The sequence below is a fragment of the Hydrogenophaga sp. genome (assembly GCF_022844385.1).
In the GTDB taxonomy this organism is placed as follows: Bacteria; Pseudomonadota; Gammaproteobacteria; order Burkholderiales; family Burkholderiaceae_C; genus Hydrogenophaga.
In genome coordinates, this window is the sequence record NZ_JALHLX010000085.1 from 1 (window position 1) to 15033 (window position 15033).

The 15033-nt window shown below is 58.6% G+C and carries 17 protein-coding genes; 14 read left to right on the forward strand and 3 right to left on the reverse strand.

The genetic code is table 11. From position 1 onward, the window contains the following. Positions 1–992: recombinase family protein (locus Q0C59_RS13580; protein WP_291216362.1), on the reverse strand; the 992-nt coding region annotated here is incomplete at its 3' end. 377 nt (positions 993–1369) lie between these two features. On the opposite strand from Q0C59_RS13580, the gene Q0C59_RS13585 reads away from it, so the two are divergent. The 11 genes from Q0C59_RS13585 to Q0C59_RS13635 all read left to right on the forward strand — a co-directional run bounded on the left by Q0C59_RS13585 (position 1370) and on the right by Q0C59_RS13635 (position 9841). Beyond that, on the forward strand, positions 1370–2017 hold the full coding sequence (locus tag Q0C59_RS13585; RefSeq protein WP_291216363.1) for a hypothetical protein: 648 nt from the start codon (positions 1370–1372) through the stop codon (positions 2015–2017). Between the two features lie 104 nt (positions 2018–2121). Next, a complete protein-coding gene (locus tag Q0C59_RS13590; protein ID WP_291216364.1) occupies positions 2122–2649 on the forward strand; it encodes a hypothetical protein in 528 nt (175 codons plus the stop codon). A 74-nt stretch (positions 2650–2723) separates the two neighbouring features. Then, complete coding sequence (locus tag Q0C59_RS13595) at positions 2724–3404, forward strand: hypothetical protein (RefSeq protein ID WP_291216366.1); 681 nt, start codon at positions 2724–2726, stop codon at positions 3402–3404. Between the two features lie 93 nt (positions 3405–3497). Next, entirely contained in the window at positions 3498–4205 is a 708-nt protein-coding gene (locus Q0C59_RS13600) for a hypothetical protein (protein ID WP_291216368.1), read from the forward strand. A gap of 496 nt (positions 4206–4701) precedes the next feature. Then, the gene (locus Q0C59_RS13605) at positions 4702–5367 is read left to right on the forward strand and encodes a peroxiredoxin-like family protein (RefSeq protein ID WP_291216370.1); all 666 of its coding nucleotides are present in this window, start codon (positions 4702–4704) and stop codon (positions 5365–5367) included. Continuing rightward, entirely contained in the window at positions 5364–6353 is a 990-nt protein-coding gene (locus Q0C59_RS13610; RefSeq protein WP_291216372.1) for a DMT family transporter, read from the forward strand. The genes Q0C59_RS13605 and Q0C59_RS13610 overlap by 4 nt, the downstream gene beginning before the upstream one ends. After that, complete coding sequence (locus Q0C59_RS13615; protein ID WP_291216374.1) at positions 6350–7066, forward strand: glutathione S-transferase family protein; 717 nt, start codon at positions 6350–6352, stop codon at positions 7064–7066. Before Q0C59_RS13610 ends, Q0C59_RS13615 begins: the two co-directional genes overlap by 4 nt. Position 7067: 1 nt before the next feature. Beyond that, complete coding sequence (locus Q0C59_RS13620) at positions 7068–7862, forward strand: SDR family oxidoreductase (RefSeq protein ID WP_291216376.1); 795 nt, start codon at positions 7068–7070, stop codon at positions 7860–7862. Positions 7863–7913: 51 nt separating this feature from the next. Further along, positions 7914–8528 (forward strand): TetR/AcrR family transcriptional regulator, encoded by a 615-nt coding sequence (locus Q0C59_RS13625; RefSeq protein WP_291216378.1) that lies wholly within the window; start codon positions 7914–7916, stop codon positions 8526–8528. After that, positions 8525–9229, forward strand: a complete 705-nt coding sequence (locus Q0C59_RS13630; RefSeq protein ID WP_291216380.1) for a glutathione binding-like protein — start codon at positions 8525–8527, stop codon at positions 9227–9229. Before Q0C59_RS13625 ends, Q0C59_RS13630 begins: the two co-directional genes overlap by 4 nt. Positions 9230–9247: 18 nt before the next feature. Beyond that, positions 9248–9841, forward strand: a complete 594-nt coding sequence (locus Q0C59_RS13635; RefSeq protein ID WP_291216382.1) for a chlorite dismutase family protein — start codon at positions 9248–9250, stop codon at positions 9839–9841. Between the two features lie 471 nt (positions 9842–10312). Here Q0C59_RS13635 and Q0C59_RS13640 read toward each other — a convergent pair whose 3' ends face one another. Next, positions 10313–11716, reverse strand: coding sequence for a sigma-54-dependent Fis family transcriptional regulator (locus tag Q0C59_RS13640; protein WP_291216384.1), 1404 nt, complete (start codon positions 11714–11716; stop codon positions 10313–10315). 305 nt (positions 11717–12021) lie between these two features. Here Q0C59_RS13640 and Q0C59_RS13645 point away from each other — a divergent pair, with 305 nt between their 5' ends. Genes Q0C59_RS13645 through Q0C59_RS13655 form a run of 3 tightly spaced genes read left to right on the forward strand, consistent with a single transcriptional unit; the run spans position 12022 to position 14660 of the window. Continuing rightward, entirely contained in the window at positions 12022–12408 is a 387-nt protein-coding gene (locus Q0C59_RS13645; protein WP_291216386.1) for a DUF485 domain-containing protein, read from the forward strand. Continuing rightward, positions 12405–13937, forward strand: a complete 1533-nt coding sequence (locus Q0C59_RS13650; protein ID WP_291216388.1) for a cation acetate symporter — start codon at positions 12405–12407, stop codon at positions 13935–13937. Before Q0C59_RS13645 ends, Q0C59_RS13650 begins: the two co-directional genes overlap by 4 nt. A gap of 45 nt (positions 13938–13982) precedes the next feature. After that, positions 13983–14660 (forward strand): haloacid dehalogenase type II, encoded by a 678-nt coding sequence (locus tag Q0C59_RS13655; protein ID WP_291216390.1) that lies wholly within the window; start codon positions 13983–13985, stop codon positions 14658–14660. 150 nt (positions 14661–14810) lie between these two features. Here Q0C59_RS13655 and Q0C59_RS13660 read toward each other — a convergent pair. After that, positions 14811–15033, reverse strand: a 223-nt coding sequence (locus Q0C59_RS13660) for a hypothetical protein (protein WP_291216391.1), incomplete at its 5' end; no start/stop codon positions are given.

A 15033-nucleotide genomic window follows, 5' to 3' on the forward strand; every position in this document is an offset into this window, starting at 1 on the left:
CAATGCATGCCCTGGGTGCTGCCAACGGACAGCAACGAGTCGCACGTCCCGCAGCGAACGAGCCCTGAAAACACGTTCTTGCCTCCGCCTCTTGGGGCGTAGGTCCGCGCCCCTTCATCGAATTGCGGTGAGCAGGCGTACCAGAGTTCGTCGGACACCAGTCTCAGCTCCGGCCGATGAAATGACTTTGGCTCTAGCTGCTTTCGCTTCTTGCGGGCCTTTGCTCTTGAGAAGCCGCTCCCGTTCCAGACGAACAAGCCCCTGTAGATGGTGTTGGTCATCAAACGGTGAACGCTCGCTGCGCGCCAGCGCACCTGGCTGCGTTTGCGGGAGTTCCCAGGTGGTACCAACCCTTCTCGCTGGAAAGTCTCTGCAATGCTGGGGCATGACATGCCCTGTTGTCGCAATGCATAGATGCGTCGCACGACTTCTGCTTCGGGCTCATGAATGGACCACTTTGTGCCAAGTACCTTGCCTTTTTCGTTGACCTCGACGGTGCCTCGGTATCCGTAGGGGGGCTGCGCAATCTGATACCCCCGCTCAAGTTGTCCCAACATGCCGCGCGTGGTCCTGCTACCCGTGCTCTCAATCTCCATGTTGGCGGCCATGAGTTTCACCATCCAGAGTGGCCTCCACCCGTTTCGATGTGTGTCAATGCCGTCGTTGGTCAGAAACCGTACGCCCATCTGTTCGACGAGATCCATCAAACGGCCGCCCTCCTGAACGTGGCGAGTGAGTCGAGAAATCTCGTCGACGATGACGACAGAACACTCACGGGCTTCCACTGCGTCGAGCAGTCTGCGGTACTGCGTCCGCTTGGTTATTCCTTCTGCCTTCCCGGTCACTGCTTCGTCGGAAAAAACGAACTTCGGGTCTAGCGTGAGGCCTTCCCTTTCGGCGACTTCCCGACAACGGCGGAGTTGGTCCTCGATGGACGTGTCGCGTTGTCCGTTGCCGCCGGAATGGCGGCCATACGCTCCTGCTGATGACATTGAGTTGGCTTCTTTCTTGAAATGAGATGTGGGTTCTTGGCTGCGATGTCGACCAGGAGGTCGAGCAGCTCGGAGAGGGCTAAGTGCATGTGCTGATGTCCTTGTGATGGCTTGTGGCCTCGATTGGCGGGTAGACGGCCGACGGCCGTCACGCTGGGGTTTCCTTAATGCCGCGCTCATCGCGTCGACAGTTCGTATAGACACCGTCAAATGACGCGCCACTTGAACCCCGCCGTTGCCCAATTTGCATCGCAGTGGCGATCCCGCCGGAAGCTCTTCATCGCACAGAAAAGGGCGGCGGTTGCTGAGGTCCACGACTCGATGAAAAGCTGGTGCCTATACGTGATGTACCGATCGGGTACGAACTAGGACATCACATGAAACAAGACCAAACAGCAGAGTTGAAAAAGGTGGACTTCAAGCTCCGCGAGGGGATTTACCTCGGCGCACTCCTGTCGCCAGCGGACGTGAAGAAGGCCACTGCGGGCGTCGGTACGGCTCTTCCCGGAGCCCTGCACCGGTGGACGCTTTGCGGAGATATTGACCCCACCATCTTCTCAATGCTCGAGGCTTCGGGATATCCGCAGCAAGAGAACGAGCGACTGACAGTGCTCGCTGCAGCTTCCGGACTTCACTACGCTGTGTTCACCCATCAGGCAGGCCCTTTCCAGCATCGCTACGTGGCGCCGCTCTTTGACCACAAGGTGGCGAATTGCGTGCGCGCGGTTGCTCATGGGGACGCCCTCGGCTACTCACTCGCTGGTGACGGACCGACTGCTGCCGTGTGGGCGGCGTCCTTCGGCGTGCGGGAGTTTCAGCCGCTCTTGCCGATGTGCAAAGAAGCGTCGTTGGGACTGGGGGAGAGTGCGCTCAGGGAATACGTCGATACGGTGCTCGAGCTGAGGGACCCGAGGCGCATTCCTTCCTCGCTGGAGGGCGTGGCAGTGAAGCTTGCCAGCGTGTCGGCAGTGGCTCCGGAGCAGCTCATCGAAAAGCTCGCTGCGCATCACTACATCTGGAAGTAAGCACGGCCGCCGGGGATGGCACCCCGGATGACCGAAGCCCAAAAAACGTGGCCGATCTGGCAAACACGCTTGCAGATTGGCCACCACTGACAAAAGGAAAAGTTATGAAATCACAGACCAACGACAACAAGAGCCTCTCTGCATCGATGAAGGAAATTGTCCTCGAGCGCAAGCCAGACGAAAGTGCGACGGAACGCTGGAAGCGGCTCTACCGCGCAAAGGGTGGACCGCTCGTAGGTTGGTTGCTCGACGAAGCGGTCAACCGCAAGATGGATGTGCCGGCCCTGGCTCGCGAGCTGGGCGTGACGATTGGCTATCTCTCCCAGCTCCACAGCGGGATGAGAGAGACGGCCAATATCTCCCGGGAGTTTGCTGCAGCCTGCGGCGTCTACCTGGGCGTGCCGGCAGTGGTCGTTCAAGTGGTGGCAGGGCACCTCACGTTGCTTGACTTCGTGTGCGCGACCGACCTGGACCGCTGGGTCGAGCAATTGGGCGTCGAAGGTGAAGGTGCTTCGGCGCAATTGGCTTGCGGAGCACAACTTGGAACGGAAGAGCTGTGGCTGCTGCCGCAGCTGGTGCAGGTACTAACCTCAGTTGCGAGCATCCACCAGACGCGCGCACGGTTCGGTTGATTCAGCGCGAGGGGTGAGGCGAGAGTCTCACCCCTCTTTTTTGCACCACCGACCCTGTCGGAAGCCGACCACGGGTGAACAATCTGGCGCGCATGGAAGCAGGTTGCTATACGACAAAGATCGCCATTGGGGCGATCAGCATTAACGGTATGGAGCTTCACCACATGTACTCAATCACAACCCAACTTCTCTCTCTGGACGAGACCGATGAGGTGGTCCTCGAAATGGGCTTGGACGCCCTCCGCCAAGGAGGTGAAGAGAATTCATTGGCTGGCATGGAGTGCTTTCTTTCTGGTTCAAGCGAGAGCGTCCTCGAACCCGCGCTGCCACTGCTCGTGAGGCTGCCAGGGGTTGGTCGAAGCGAGCTGCGCAGCCTATGCTCCCATGAGTTCTGGCACATCAACCTGGCGTCCAAAAACCTCTTGCAACAACAGTCGTTCGTGGTCGTTGGACCGCAAGACGGAGGTTTGTATGTGCCTCTAAGAGGCACTGGCAGTCTAATGCCGCGCGCCAGCGATTGGACCATGCAGCTTCTACTGCTGGGGGATGACTGCGCGTTGCATGCACGTCACCGACTCACCGGAATGGACCTCGATGACTATCTCGTTGGATGCCAGTCCGTGGCGGCGTCCAGCGGGCTGAACTACAACCCGTGGCGCATTCATGACCAGGAGGCGCTGGACGAAGTAGCCCATTGTGGCGACGACATATTGGTCCCCGGACGCTTGGTGCGTTTGATGGGTGAGGCGTCGTAGATTTGACAGATTCGGAAATCTGATCGGAGGGCTAAAAACCCAGGCTATAGGTCACGAGGACAGACTGGTCCTCGTAACTCAACAGGAGACGAAATGTCTGGATTTAGCTACCCGAATGACGAAGACGATATGAACACCCGCTTGATGTACACGGTCACGGCGGAGTTCGTCTATAGGCTCGACGAGTTTCTCAAAGAGGAGCAACGATACAAGTCGCACTACCTCTTGCTCCCTGCCGATACCTTGAGGGCCGTGATGGACTGCGCCGCCCTGGCATTGGCCCTGCTGCGGGACCTTCAGGACGCGCCGGTGGACCCCGGCTACGTAGACTTCTGCTTGTCCGACATCAGGAAGCTCTGTGAGTCCGGTGTGCCGAATCTTGATGCCGTCCATATGGTCAGCGCCGCTTCCACGGCAATCAAGGCCATGCAGGAGTCCTATCCGCATGGAAGCACCCGCATTGTGTCCAACCCGCTGAAGGCGCGGTTGATGGGAACGCTCGGGATGGAGTTCTTCACGCGGCTGCATGAAATGTGTGCTTCTGTCGAACTCCGCAAGCGGGCCTTTGTTGCTGACTTTGACGTATCTATGGTGCAGGGCTGCGTTCATGCCGCCCTGGGCATGGTGAGTGCGCTCAATCGAGCCGTATGGGTGGAAGGAGAGCCCGTTCCCGCGCACGTGCTTGAAGCTCTGAGCGACCAGGTCGAGTGCTACCAGCTTGAGTGTGCGGGACCTTGCGCCGTACATCTGATGGAAAAGATTTACGAGGCTGTGTTTGCCGAATTGGGAGAGCAGCACTGAGTTTTTGCGACTGCGCGCGACTGCGCGCAACTGCGCGCGACTCGCTGACGCGTGCACGATTTGTTGCGGACGAAGTTTCCCTGTGCTACTCACGCAGGCCAGGCTAGATGACGCGCTGGGCCTCGCCCGTCTAGTCTGTATCTCCGCGTGGACCGGTGGTGGCTGCTAAAAATGGCTTGGCTACGGACGCAGTTACCTCCCCGGACAATCCGAAACTGCTTCGAATCGCAGCATGATCGGGAGACGCGACCCCTAGAGGTATTCATCAGCCATGGCGAAGTCCCTCATTTGCTCCGTAGGCCCGCTACGCCTCACCACACAATCGCGTAACAGATAAACATGGGCGCAAACTTCAACGCTACGTACTCATTGAGTGCCATCCACGTGCTGGTCAAGTTGGTTTTTGATCGTTTGATATAGAATATCTTCCATTGGCTGCATCAAGCGCCCTAGTGCATCGCGGCCCCACCTCTTCACGCAGTGGAATGTCCCGCCCATGCCACCCATCATTGATCTCGATCTGCAATTGCTGGAGTACCGCGAGCACTTCGCCCTCACTGCGCCAGCCGGCCGGCCGGCGCTATATGAAGCAAAGATCGAAGAACTGCAATCGACCTTCGCGAAGCGTACCGCCTTGAGGAAGGGCGACAAGGCTCCGGACTTTGCATTGCCGGACGCCAAAGGCGGCGTGGTGTCCCTGTCGTCTGCCCTTGTAGTCGGCCCGGCGGTTGTGACTTTCTATCGGGGTGGGTGGTGCCCCTACTGCAATCTTCAGTTGCGGGCGTACCAGGCGTTGTTGCCGGAGTTGGCCCCCCTGGGAGTGAGCTTGCTGGCGATCTCGCCGCAGCTTCCGGACGGGTCGCTGTCAACCGCCGAGCGCGAGTCGTTGACGTTTAGCGTGCTGAGCGATAAGGGCAATGCCGTGGCCCGCCAGTTCGGCTTGGTCTATCCGCTGCCGCAGGAACTGCGCGACGCCTTGCGCTCCGCCAACAAGGCGCTGCCGGGCATCAATGGAGACGACAGCTGGGAGCTGCCTGTTCCTGCCACCTACGTGATCGCGCAGGACCAGCGGATCTCGCTCGCGTTCATTGACATCGATTATCGGAAGCGATTGGCCCCACAGCAACTGCTGGATGCGGTGCGGGTGCAGCCGAGATCATGAATCAGGCTCCCGACCTTGCACCGCAACCGATCGTCGGACCCGCTTGCACGCTGCAATCCCAGCGACCGTCACGCAGCGTTTTGCGCGGATTCTTCTGGGCCGGAGTCAGCGTCATGATCTTCGCGGGCTGGTTCGTCGTCACACGCTTCAGTGTCACGCGCGAACTCCGCCTGTGGGATGTGACCGCGCTGCGATTCGGCATTGGTGCCGTGATTCTTTTTCCGGTGTTATTGGGAGGGAAGAGACGCCTTGCAGCACGCGAGTGGCGTGAGGGTCTGCTGTATGCCTGCCTGTGGGGATTGCCGTTTGTCCTGGCGGTGGCCCTCGGCCTGCAGCTCACGTCAGCTGGACGCGCAGCAGCGATCACGCCGACCCTGATGCCGGTATTTGCGGGCATCTTCGCCTGGGTATTCCTTAGAGAAAAACAGGGCAGGGTGCGCTGGTGTGGCTATATCGCTATCGTCATCGGATTGATATGCATGGTTGTGGGCGGTGCATCCGCCCATGGCGGCGTGAACTCGGTGGGCCTTCCCGCCTTGATGACGGCTGCAGCGATGTGGGCCGTTTACACGCTACTGTTTCGGCGAAGTGCCCTGACACCTGTGCAGGCTGCCGCCCTGATCTGCTTCTGGTCAGCCGTCCTCTTCTTGCCGGTCTACATTCTTGGAGGCTTCAGTCGCCTCGCTTTGGCCTCGTCCAGCGAACTCGCCTTGCAGGCGGTCTACCAGGGTGTCTTGATGAGCGGCGTTGCGATCGTTTCCTTCAATCGCTCGGTCGCGCTTCTGGGCCCATCCGCAGCCACGGCCATCATTGCCCTGATCCCTGTCGTGGCCTCACTGGCCGCCATTCCCATGCTTGGGGAACTGCCGTCACCTGCGGAATGGGTTGCACTGGCCGTTGTCGTTAGCGGCGTGCTGCTGGCAGCGCGTCCTTCTCATCGGACAGCGACGCCACCAATTTCCACGACCATGAGGTACCCAGCATGATCCGCTTTTACTTTCACCCCACCCCCAATCCCGCGAAGATCGCGCTTTTTCTGGAGGAGACCGGCCTGGCCTTTGAGGCCGTTCCGGTCGACACGAGCAAGGGTGAGCAACATGCGCCGGCCTTCCGCGCGGTCAATCCGAACGGCAAGGTGCCGGCCATCATCGATACCGAAGGGCCCGGCGGGAAGGAGGCGAGGGTTTTCGACTCAACGGCCATCCTGATCTATCTGGCCGACAAGACAGGCCAGCTCGGTGGCGCGCTTGAGGATCGGCCGGAACTGCTGTCCTGGCTGCTCTTCATCGCGTCGGGACTCGGACCGTTCTCAGGTCAGGCGGTGCACTTCCAGTTCGCCGCACCCGAGGGCCTTGACTATGCGGTCAATCGCTACCGCCGCGAGGCGGAGCGGCACTACCAGGTCCTCAACGATCACCTGGAGGGACGCGACTTCATCGTGGGCGAGGCATTCACGATCGCCGACATCTCCGCATGGGGCTGGCTCGACCGCGCTTCCCGCGTGCGCAAGGGCGCCGAGGATCCGCTGGGTCCCTTTCCCGAACTCAAGCGGTGGTTCGCCGGCGTGGATGCGCGTCCGGCGGTTGCCCGCGCCAGGGCGCTCGCCAAGAGTCATGCGTTCAAGGCAGTCAACGACGAAGAGACCAAACGCGCGCTCTTCCCGTCGAACTATCCCTCAGCATCAGCGCAAGGAGTATGAAATGGAACTCAAGAACAAGCGAGTTCTTGTCACGGGCGGATCGAGCGGGATCGGCCTCGCGTTGGCCCATGCGCTGAGCGCCAAAGGGGCCAGAGTGGTCATCACGGGAAGGCGCCAGAGTGCCCTTGACGACGCGCTGCGCGGCCTTGCATCGGCGCAGGGCGTTTGCGCCGATGTGGGCACTGCCGAAGGACGGGGGGCAACGCTGGACCAGGCTATACAGGCGCTCGGCGGGCTCGACATCCTCGTCAACAACGCTGGAGGCGTGCGGGCTGGCAGGCTGGAGAACACCCCGGAAGCCGAGATCGAGCAGATGGTCATCGTCGACTTGCTCGCACCTATCCTGCTGACCCGCGGGGCGATGCCCGCCTTGCGGACCAGCGGAGACGCCATGGTCGTGAACGTCGCCTCCGGCATCGCTCTGGTCGGCGCACCGTTCTATACAACCTACGCTGCCGTCAAGGCGGGTCTGGCTCGCTTCGGCGAGGCGCTCAGGCGCGAGCTCAAGGGCGAAGGCATTCATGTATTGACGGCCTATCCTGGAGGGACGGACACGCCGATGATGAAGTCCAATCGCGCCGGTCCTGAACTGGGGTTTTCGCGCGAGCCTGCTTCAGCGGTAGCCGATGCCATTGTCGAAGGGATGGAGACGAACGCCTTCGAGGTCATTCGTGGCGGCGAGACGCGAGCCCAGATGATTGCGCTCAACCGCAGTGACCCATCAGCCGTCGATGCGAAATTCCTGACGCTCAAGAGCGCATTGGAAGAGGCGGTCAAGGACCATAGTGCACTGTGAATACGCGGCATCAAGCACTTCATCCAATCACAACGCGATTCGCGAACGGTAATGGCACGCCCAAGAGAGTTTGATGAAGCAGCGGCCCTCGATGCCGCGATCCAATGCTTCTGGTCGCGTGGCTATGAGGCTACCTCGGTGCGGGACCTGGCCGACGCGATGGGTATAGCCGGCCCCAGTCTGTACAACACGTTCGGCGACAAGCGCACGCTATACCGGCAGTCGCTCGAGCACTATGTCGAGCGAGGCTTTTGCGATCGGGTCCGACGCTTCGAGTCCGAGCTTGCACCTCGGGCAGCCATCGGTGCATTCTTCGACGAGATCATCGAGTTGTCGCTGGCCGACGATCAACGCAAGGGATGCCTGATCGTGAACTCGGCGCTGGAACTGGCGCCGCACGATCCTGAGTTTCAGGTGGCGCTGGCCAATGTCCTGCGTGATATGGAGGCCTTCTTCCATCGCTGCGTCAAGGCCGGCCAGCACACAGGCGCGATCAGCGCGTCATTGCCGGCCGACGATCTTGCTCGAATGCTGCTCGGTTTGCTCATGGGATTGCGCGTTCTCGCGCGCTCGCGGCCGGAGCCCGAATTGCTGCGCGGGCTTGTGCGGCCCGCGCTGGCGCTGCTCGACGACACCGGCTCACCTCAACGACGGAATCGCAAATGATCGATCTCTACTATTGGCCCACGCCCAACGGCCACAAGGTCACGATGTTTCTGGAGGAGGCTGGTCTCGACTATCGCATTCATCCTGTCGACATCAGTGCGGGCGATCAGTTCAAGCCGGAGTTCCTAGCGTTCTCGCCGAACAACCGGATGCCAGCGATCATTGACACCCAGCCGGTCGATGGAGGAGAGCACGTGACCGTGTTCGAATCTGGCGCCATTCTGGTCTATCTTGCGGAGAAGACGGGGCGTTTCATGCCGAGCGATCTGCGTGGGCGCAAGGCTGCGCTGGAATGGCTTTTCTGGCAGGTTGGCGGCCTCGGTCCCATGGCTGGCCAGAACCACCATTTCGGCATCTATGCACCAGAGAAGATTCCCTATGCGATCCAGCGCTACGTAAATGAGACCAACCGCTTATACGGCGTTCTTGACCGGCGTCTGGCCGAGCATGTGCACCTGGCCGGTGAAGCCTACTCGATCGCGGACATGGCGACCTATCCATGGGTCGTGCCATGGAAGCGCCAGCAGCAGAACCTCGACGAGTTCCCCCACCTGCGGCGCTGGTTTGACGCGATTCGCAATCGACCTGCCACGATCAGCGCTTATGAACGCGGCGAGCCCTATGCCTCGCGTGCCACTGTGACAGAAGAGGGCAAGAAACTGCTCTTCGGGCAAACCGCCACCGGGCCCCGGTCGATCTGACGCATTTTTTTGGCTGCCATGAATCCAATTGTCACTTTGCCTTCGAACCCGCCTCGGCTGTTCTCCTTTGTCGGAGGGGATCGTGGCCTGTGGCGTATCCGAAGTATGGATTGCCTGGTGGGCGATCCGCTCCCCCAGGCACGCCGTCTGGGTGTCTTTGCGGGTGAGGCTTCGCCGGGTACTTCGCTGGCGTCGTGGAAGCTCGACGGAATTACCAGCAACGAGCGCTATGTCAACCGGGCGGAGAAGGCCGCACTGACCGCCAAACAGGAGGATCTACATCGCCCTGCGGCGACGTACGCCGCCTTGATCCCGATTCGAAAGAACTCGGCATGGTGGACGTCGACCCAGGACGAACGGCGCGACGTGTTGGAGGTGCAGTCCCGCCATATAGCGATCGGCCTTAGATATTTGCCGGCCATTGCCCGCAGACTGCACCATTGCCGCGATCTCACCGCTTCGCAGCCTTTTGATTTTCTGACATGGTTCGAGTACGCCCCTGCAGATGAGACGATATTCGATGGTCTGTTGCGAGAACTGCGGGCCTCGGCGGAATGGGCCTACGTAGATCGAGAGTGCGACATCCGCCTTGTGCGTGAAGTTGACGGGTAGCAGCGGCGAGCCCTGAAGTAGGCGTGGCGCAGGGCGTTCCTGGTCGAGGTTGGCGCGCCAATTGTGGAGGCGTCCACGATGGTGCCGGTGCTCACCTTCAGCGTTCCATGACCGCGTCGTTGGAGTTGCTGCAATTGGCCAACGGCGACGCGATCGTCGCGCGGTGGCAGGGTTTGTTCAAGTGCAAGCCGCCGCCCGGGGAGCACATTGGGTTGCTCCGCAACGTGCTGGCTTGGCATGCCCAGCGTGAGTCCAACAGCTTGAAGACGCTGCTTCTTCCTGAGCCGATCGTGTCTGGTCACGCTGCTCTGTGGGTTGCGCCCTGGCGCGCACCTGCTGCGCGAAGGGAGAGGCCAGATACACGAGGTGCGTGTCGTCCACCAAGGCTTCAAATGCGCCCGGTAGCATATACAAGAGCTTGAGTGCAATTGCCCTTGCCATCTCCCATGCCCCGCCGCATTCAGTGTTGACTTAGTGACGCTTCTCCGTCAGCTTGACCTTTCGAACAACGCTTGACTGGCTGATGCCCAATGCCGTCGCGGCGCTGCGCGTATTGCCGTGCTTTCTCAAGGCCTCTTCGACAATCGCTTGTTCATACTTCTCGAGACGTTCGCGAAGCAATACCTTGCCATCAGTTCCAACCGATTGAGGTTCAAGGACTCCTTCCAGATCCTGCAGTCCGATTAAGGGGCTTGGGCTGGTAACTACCAAGCGTTCCACGACATTCTTCAGTTCACGCACATTCCCCGGCCAAGAATGATCGTGAAGCTTCCGCATGACGCGCTCTGAAATGCGGCGCTCCAAGCCATACTGACGGCAGAACTCGCTCACAAAATGGTGGACGAGTGGAAGTATGTCTTCGCGGCGCTCCATAAGCGATGGTACATGTATGGGCACCACGTTGAGCCGGTAGTAAAGGTCGCTTCGAAAGGTCTTCTGCGAAACCATTTCCTTCAAGTTGCGATTGGTCGCAGCCACCACTCGCACGTCAACCGGAATCGCGCGCGTGTCGCCAACGCGTGTCACAGCCCTATCCTGCAAAACCGTCAGTAGCTTGACCTGGAGGTCTAGGGGCATTTCACCGATTTCGTCCAGAAACAGCGTTCCCGTGGAAGCCAGTTCGACAAGACCATGCTTGCCTTGTCTCAGCGCACCAGTGAAGGCACCCGGTGCGTACCCGAACAACTCGGTTTCCAGCAGTTCCCTAGGGAGTGCGCCGCAGTTTATTTTGATGAAAGGGCCCTTGGCCCTCGGACTTTCGTTGTGAATCAAGCGCGTGACCACTTCTTTGCCTACACCGGACTCGCCCGTTATGAGCACTGTTGTGTTGACCTTTGAGACTCGCACTGCAACATCAGCCAGGCGTTGCATGGCTGGGCTCTGCAAGATGACGCCATCGATCTGCAGCGTTTGTTGTCTGAGCGCAGTGATTTCACTGTCTACACGTCTTAGCTCCTCTTGAGCTTGGGCCAGATCCTGCTGAAGAACGATGAGCTCGGTCATGTCACGCGAGTTGATGATGACCCGACGCACCTGGCCCTCTTCATCAAAGAGCGGGATGCCGGTGACCATGATGGTCTTCCCTGTATGGGTCTGTTGCATGGTCGTGACGCGTTGCTTGGTCTGCGCGACCTTCTCTGCGATCACCGGGCGGATCCAACCCTTTTTCTCGAACTCTGAGACGTGATGACCGATGAGCGCCGAGGCCTTCACGCCGTAGTTGCGCTCGCATCCCTCGTTGACAAAGAGAGTTGTGCCATTGCCGTCGGCGACGAAGATCCCATCAAAAGAATTTTGAAGTATCTCTTCGAGATCACGACAGGTCTGACGCACCTGAGCAATGTCTTCTTCCACACGTAGTTCTCGCCTTTTCATGTTGCTCTCCTCTGAATATGGCGAGTATAGGTTTCTGAGTCAGTACTGACTCAAACGTTGAACTGAACCCGCGCAAGTGCGCACCCAGTACTCAATCTCAATGAGTCATTCTTGGATCGAATGATTCATGCATGGTTCAGACATCAGATCTACTGCATGACTGTTACAGGCGGTCCTGCCAAATCTGGTCAAAAACACACTTGAGCGTTCAACTTGGCAGCTGAGATCGTGGGTAAACACCTAGTTTTCCGGGCATGACCATTGCAAAGCAGTCGCCGCAAGTCAAAACCACTACAGGAGACCCCATGGCTATCAAGATTTCTGCACCTCATGCAGAACCCGAGCGTGTCAAAACCGAAAACCCTTTGGCGAAGACTGACCGTCAGAAGTGGGTTGACGCAATGGCCAGCCCGTCCTTCAAGGAGTTGCTGGCACTCAAGACGCGATGCATTGCTCCTTTGTTGATCAGCAGCTTCGCCCTAATCGTCGCGATGACGTTGCTTGCTGGATTCGCCAAGGACTTCATGGCACAAAAGGTGGTAGGTGCTTTCAACGTTGGCTATCTTCTTGTGCTCCTCACATACCTGCTGTGCTGGGGGGTTTCTCTCATTTACGTTCGATCGGCCAATCAACGATTTGACGCGCAAGCGCAAGCAGCGATCGAAGCAATTGAAGTTCGGAGGCTTTCATGAAGACATTGACGCTTGCGATCTTCGTTGTGATCCTGGCCCTCACGCTCGGAATTACGTACTGGGCGGCAAAGCGCACTCACACAACCAGCGAGTTTTATGCAGCCGGCGGCAATCTCACGGCTCGTCAGAACGGGTTTGCGTTGGCGGGAGACTGGATGAGTGCAGCCGCATTCCTCGGCTTCTCTGGGCTTATCTCACTCTACGGAATGGATGGGTCGCTCTACGCTGTCGCGGCTTTGGCCGGTTTCTTGGTGATATTGATGCTCATCGCGGAGCCGATGCGGAACACGGGAAGATTCACGCTTGGGGACGTGATCGCCTATCGCATGCAAACACCTCATGCGCGACTTGCTGCAGTGGTGGGAACCGTCGTCGTCAACCTGGCATATATGGTCCCTCAGATGGCCGGTGCGGGCGCCTTGATGAAGCTCATGCTGGGCATTTCGTACGAGTCCGCCGTAGTATTGGTTGGCATAGGAATGATGGTCTATGTCCTCTTTGGCGGAATGATCGCAACCACGTGGGTGCAGATCATCAAAGCCGTACTGCTTCTCGTGACGGCTGCGGTGCTGGTGGTGATGCTGCTTGCTCACGTGAACTTCAATCCCCTCGTTCTCTTCTCGACGGTAGAGTCGACGTATGGAAGTCAGATGCTTGCTGCAGGCGGCTATCTGAAACATCCACTGGACCCGCTTTCACTCATTCTCTCGTTCATGCTGGGTGTTGCTGGTCTTCCTCACATCATGACCCGTTTCTTCACCGTGCCCGACGCTCGTACGGCGCGGAAGTCCGTGATCTGGCTTATGTTTCTTGCGGGGAGTTTCTTTCTCGTGACCACTTTGATCGGTTTTGCAGCCGCCAGCTATGTGGGCCAAGACGCTATCCGGGCCGCGGACAAAGGGGGAAACCTGGCTCTGCCACTACTCGCACAGTACTTGGGAGGCGGCGTAGGCTCCGTGGGCGGCCAAGTTTTTCTAGCGGTGGTGTGTGCAGTGGCCTTCGCCACGATCCTGGCCGTCGTCGCTGGACTCACGCTTGCCACCTCTGGTGCGGTTGCACACGATCTCTACGTTAACGTAATCAAACGTGGGCGTGTATCAGAAGCCGAACAAGTACGTGTCGCAAAGATATCCACTCTTGCCGTCGGCGCCTTGGCTGTCTGTTTGGGGTTGCTTGCGCAGGGATTTAATGTCGGCGTACTGGTGATTCTTGCTATCGCAGTGGCAGCCTCCGCGAACTTCCCCATCATTGTTCTATCGCTCTTCTGGCGTCGGTTCAACACGGCTGGCGTGATAGGCGGCGTGGCAGCTGGGCTGATCTCTTCATTGGTTCTAGCTTTCATAGGGCCCGCCTTCATGAAGGAACATGCGCTCTTCCCGATCTTGAACCCCACGTTGGTGAGCGTACCGATCGGCTTCCTGGGTGCATTTTTCTGTACGTGGCTAGGTGGCCGCGATGCGAAGGGACAAGCGCATTTCGATGAAGTCTTCTTTCGCGCACAGACGGGCTATCGCTCTGGCCAAGACTGACGTGCATCGCAAGCACTATTAACCTTCAACGACAAAGGACATCCCATGAAAGACATTCGAGGTATCGTTTTTGACCTTTACGGCACACTTTACGACGTGCACACAGTGGCTACGTTGTGCGAAAAATACTATCCACAAAGAGGGCGGGAAGTCAGCGTGGTGTGGCGCCAAAAACAGCTTGAATACACATGGCTGAGAAGCCTTATGAATCAGTATGTCAACTTCGAAAGGGCGACCGAGGACGCGCTTGTCTTTACGTGTCGGTACTTGGGGTTGGAGATCAGTACTGCGCGCAAAGAAGCGCTTTGTGAAGCTTACTTGCGTCTCTCACCATTTCCCGAAGTCCCTGATGCGTTGCGCGAACTTCGCGCACGTGGATTGCCTCTCGCAATTCTCTCAAACGGATCTATTAACTCGATCGACTCAGTAGTGCGGAATTCTGGATTGACGGAGTCCTTTGCACATCTGATCAGTGTTGATGATGTGCAGATCTTCAAGCCAAGCCGTCTTGTTTACGAGCTGGCCGAACGGAAGCTAGGACTGCATCGATCGGAGATTCTCTTTGTTTCTTCCAACGCCTGGGATGTGACGGGCGCAGCGTACTATGGATATCCCACTTGCTGGGTAAACCGAGGTGCTGGCACTTTCGAAGAGATGGACCAGCGCCCTGCCCATGAGGTCACAGGGGTCAACATGATCGCGGCGCAGGTGCTCTCAGCTTAACTGGCATAGGCGCCTATATCAAATCTTGTCCAGAAAAAGCGGGCCATCGGCTTGAAGTGAGGAGAAGATAGGGGCTTGATGCCTCCACAAGAAGACGTGCAAGGAACTTTTTCTTGAAGATGGTCGTGCCTTGGCAGGCCGTGGTCTGGCTCATCCAGCCACATGCTCGTAACGCACACCATGCGCCGGGTGGGCGCCGTTCTTTGCAATGGAGACCATGCTGAGCATCCACTGCTTGCAGCTTGGTGAGGCCTTAGGGATTGTGTTCAAAACCCCGTGCCGTCCCCAATGGCGTGAAGGCTGGTGAAGCAGAACAATCAGGGTATGAAGAAACAAGCCGAACTGGGACTGAATCTGAGCACGAGGCGCACGC

Coding starts and splice junctions, on each gene's coding strand:
- Q0C59_RS13655 (WP_291216390.1), top strand. CDS start 13,983: ATGAAAGACATTCGAGGTATCGTTTTTGACCTTTACGGCACACTTTAC.
- Q0C59_RS13645 (WP_291216386.1), top strand. CDS start 12,022: ATGGCTATCAAGATTTCTGCACCTCATGCAGAACCCGAGCGTGTCAAA.
- Q0C59_RS13640 (WP_291216384.1), bottom strand. CDS start 11,716: ATGAAAAGGCGAGAACTACGTGTGGAAGAAGACATTGCTCAGGTGCGT.
- Q0C59_RS13600 (WP_291216368.1), top strand. CDS start 3,498: ATGTCTGGATTTAGCTACCCGAATGACGAAGACGATATGAACACCCGC.
- Q0C59_RS13650 (WP_291216388.1), top strand. CDS start 12,405: ATGAAGACATTGACGCTTGCGATCTTCGTTGTGATCCTGGCCCTCACG.
- Q0C59_RS13590 (WP_291216364.1), top strand. CDS start 2,122: ATGAAATCACAGACCAACGACAACAAGAGCCTCTCTGCATCGATGAAG.
- Q0C59_RS13620 (WP_291216376.1), top strand. CDS start 7,068: ATGGAACTCAAGAACAAGCGAGTTCTTGTCACGGGCGGATCGAGCGGG.
- Q0C59_RS13630 (WP_291216380.1), top strand. CDS start 8,525: ATGATCGATCTCTACTATTGGCCCACGCCCAACGGCCACAAGGTCACG.
- Q0C59_RS13625 (WP_291216378.1), top strand. CDS start 7,914: ATGGCACGCCCAAGAGAGTTTGATGAAGCAGCGGCCCTCGATGCCGCG.
- Q0C59_RS13610 (WP_291216372.1), top strand. CDS start 5,364: ATGAATCAGGCTCCCGACCTTGCACCGCAACCGATCGTCGGACCCGCT.
- Q0C59_RS13615 (WP_291216374.1), top strand. CDS start 6,350: ATGATCCGCTTTTACTTTCACCCCACCCCCAATCCCGCGAAGATCGCG.
- Q0C59_RS13585 (WP_291216363.1), top strand. CDS start 1,370: ATGAAACAAGACCAAACAGCAGAGTTGAAAAAGGTGGACTTCAAGCTC.
- Q0C59_RS13635 (WP_291216382.1), top strand. CDS start 9,248: ATGAATCCAATTGTCACTTTGCCTTCGAACCCGCCTCGGCTGTTCTCC.
- Q0C59_RS13605 (WP_291216370.1), top strand. CDS start 4,702: ATGCCACCCATCATTGATCTCGATCTGCAATTGCTGGAGTACCGCGAG.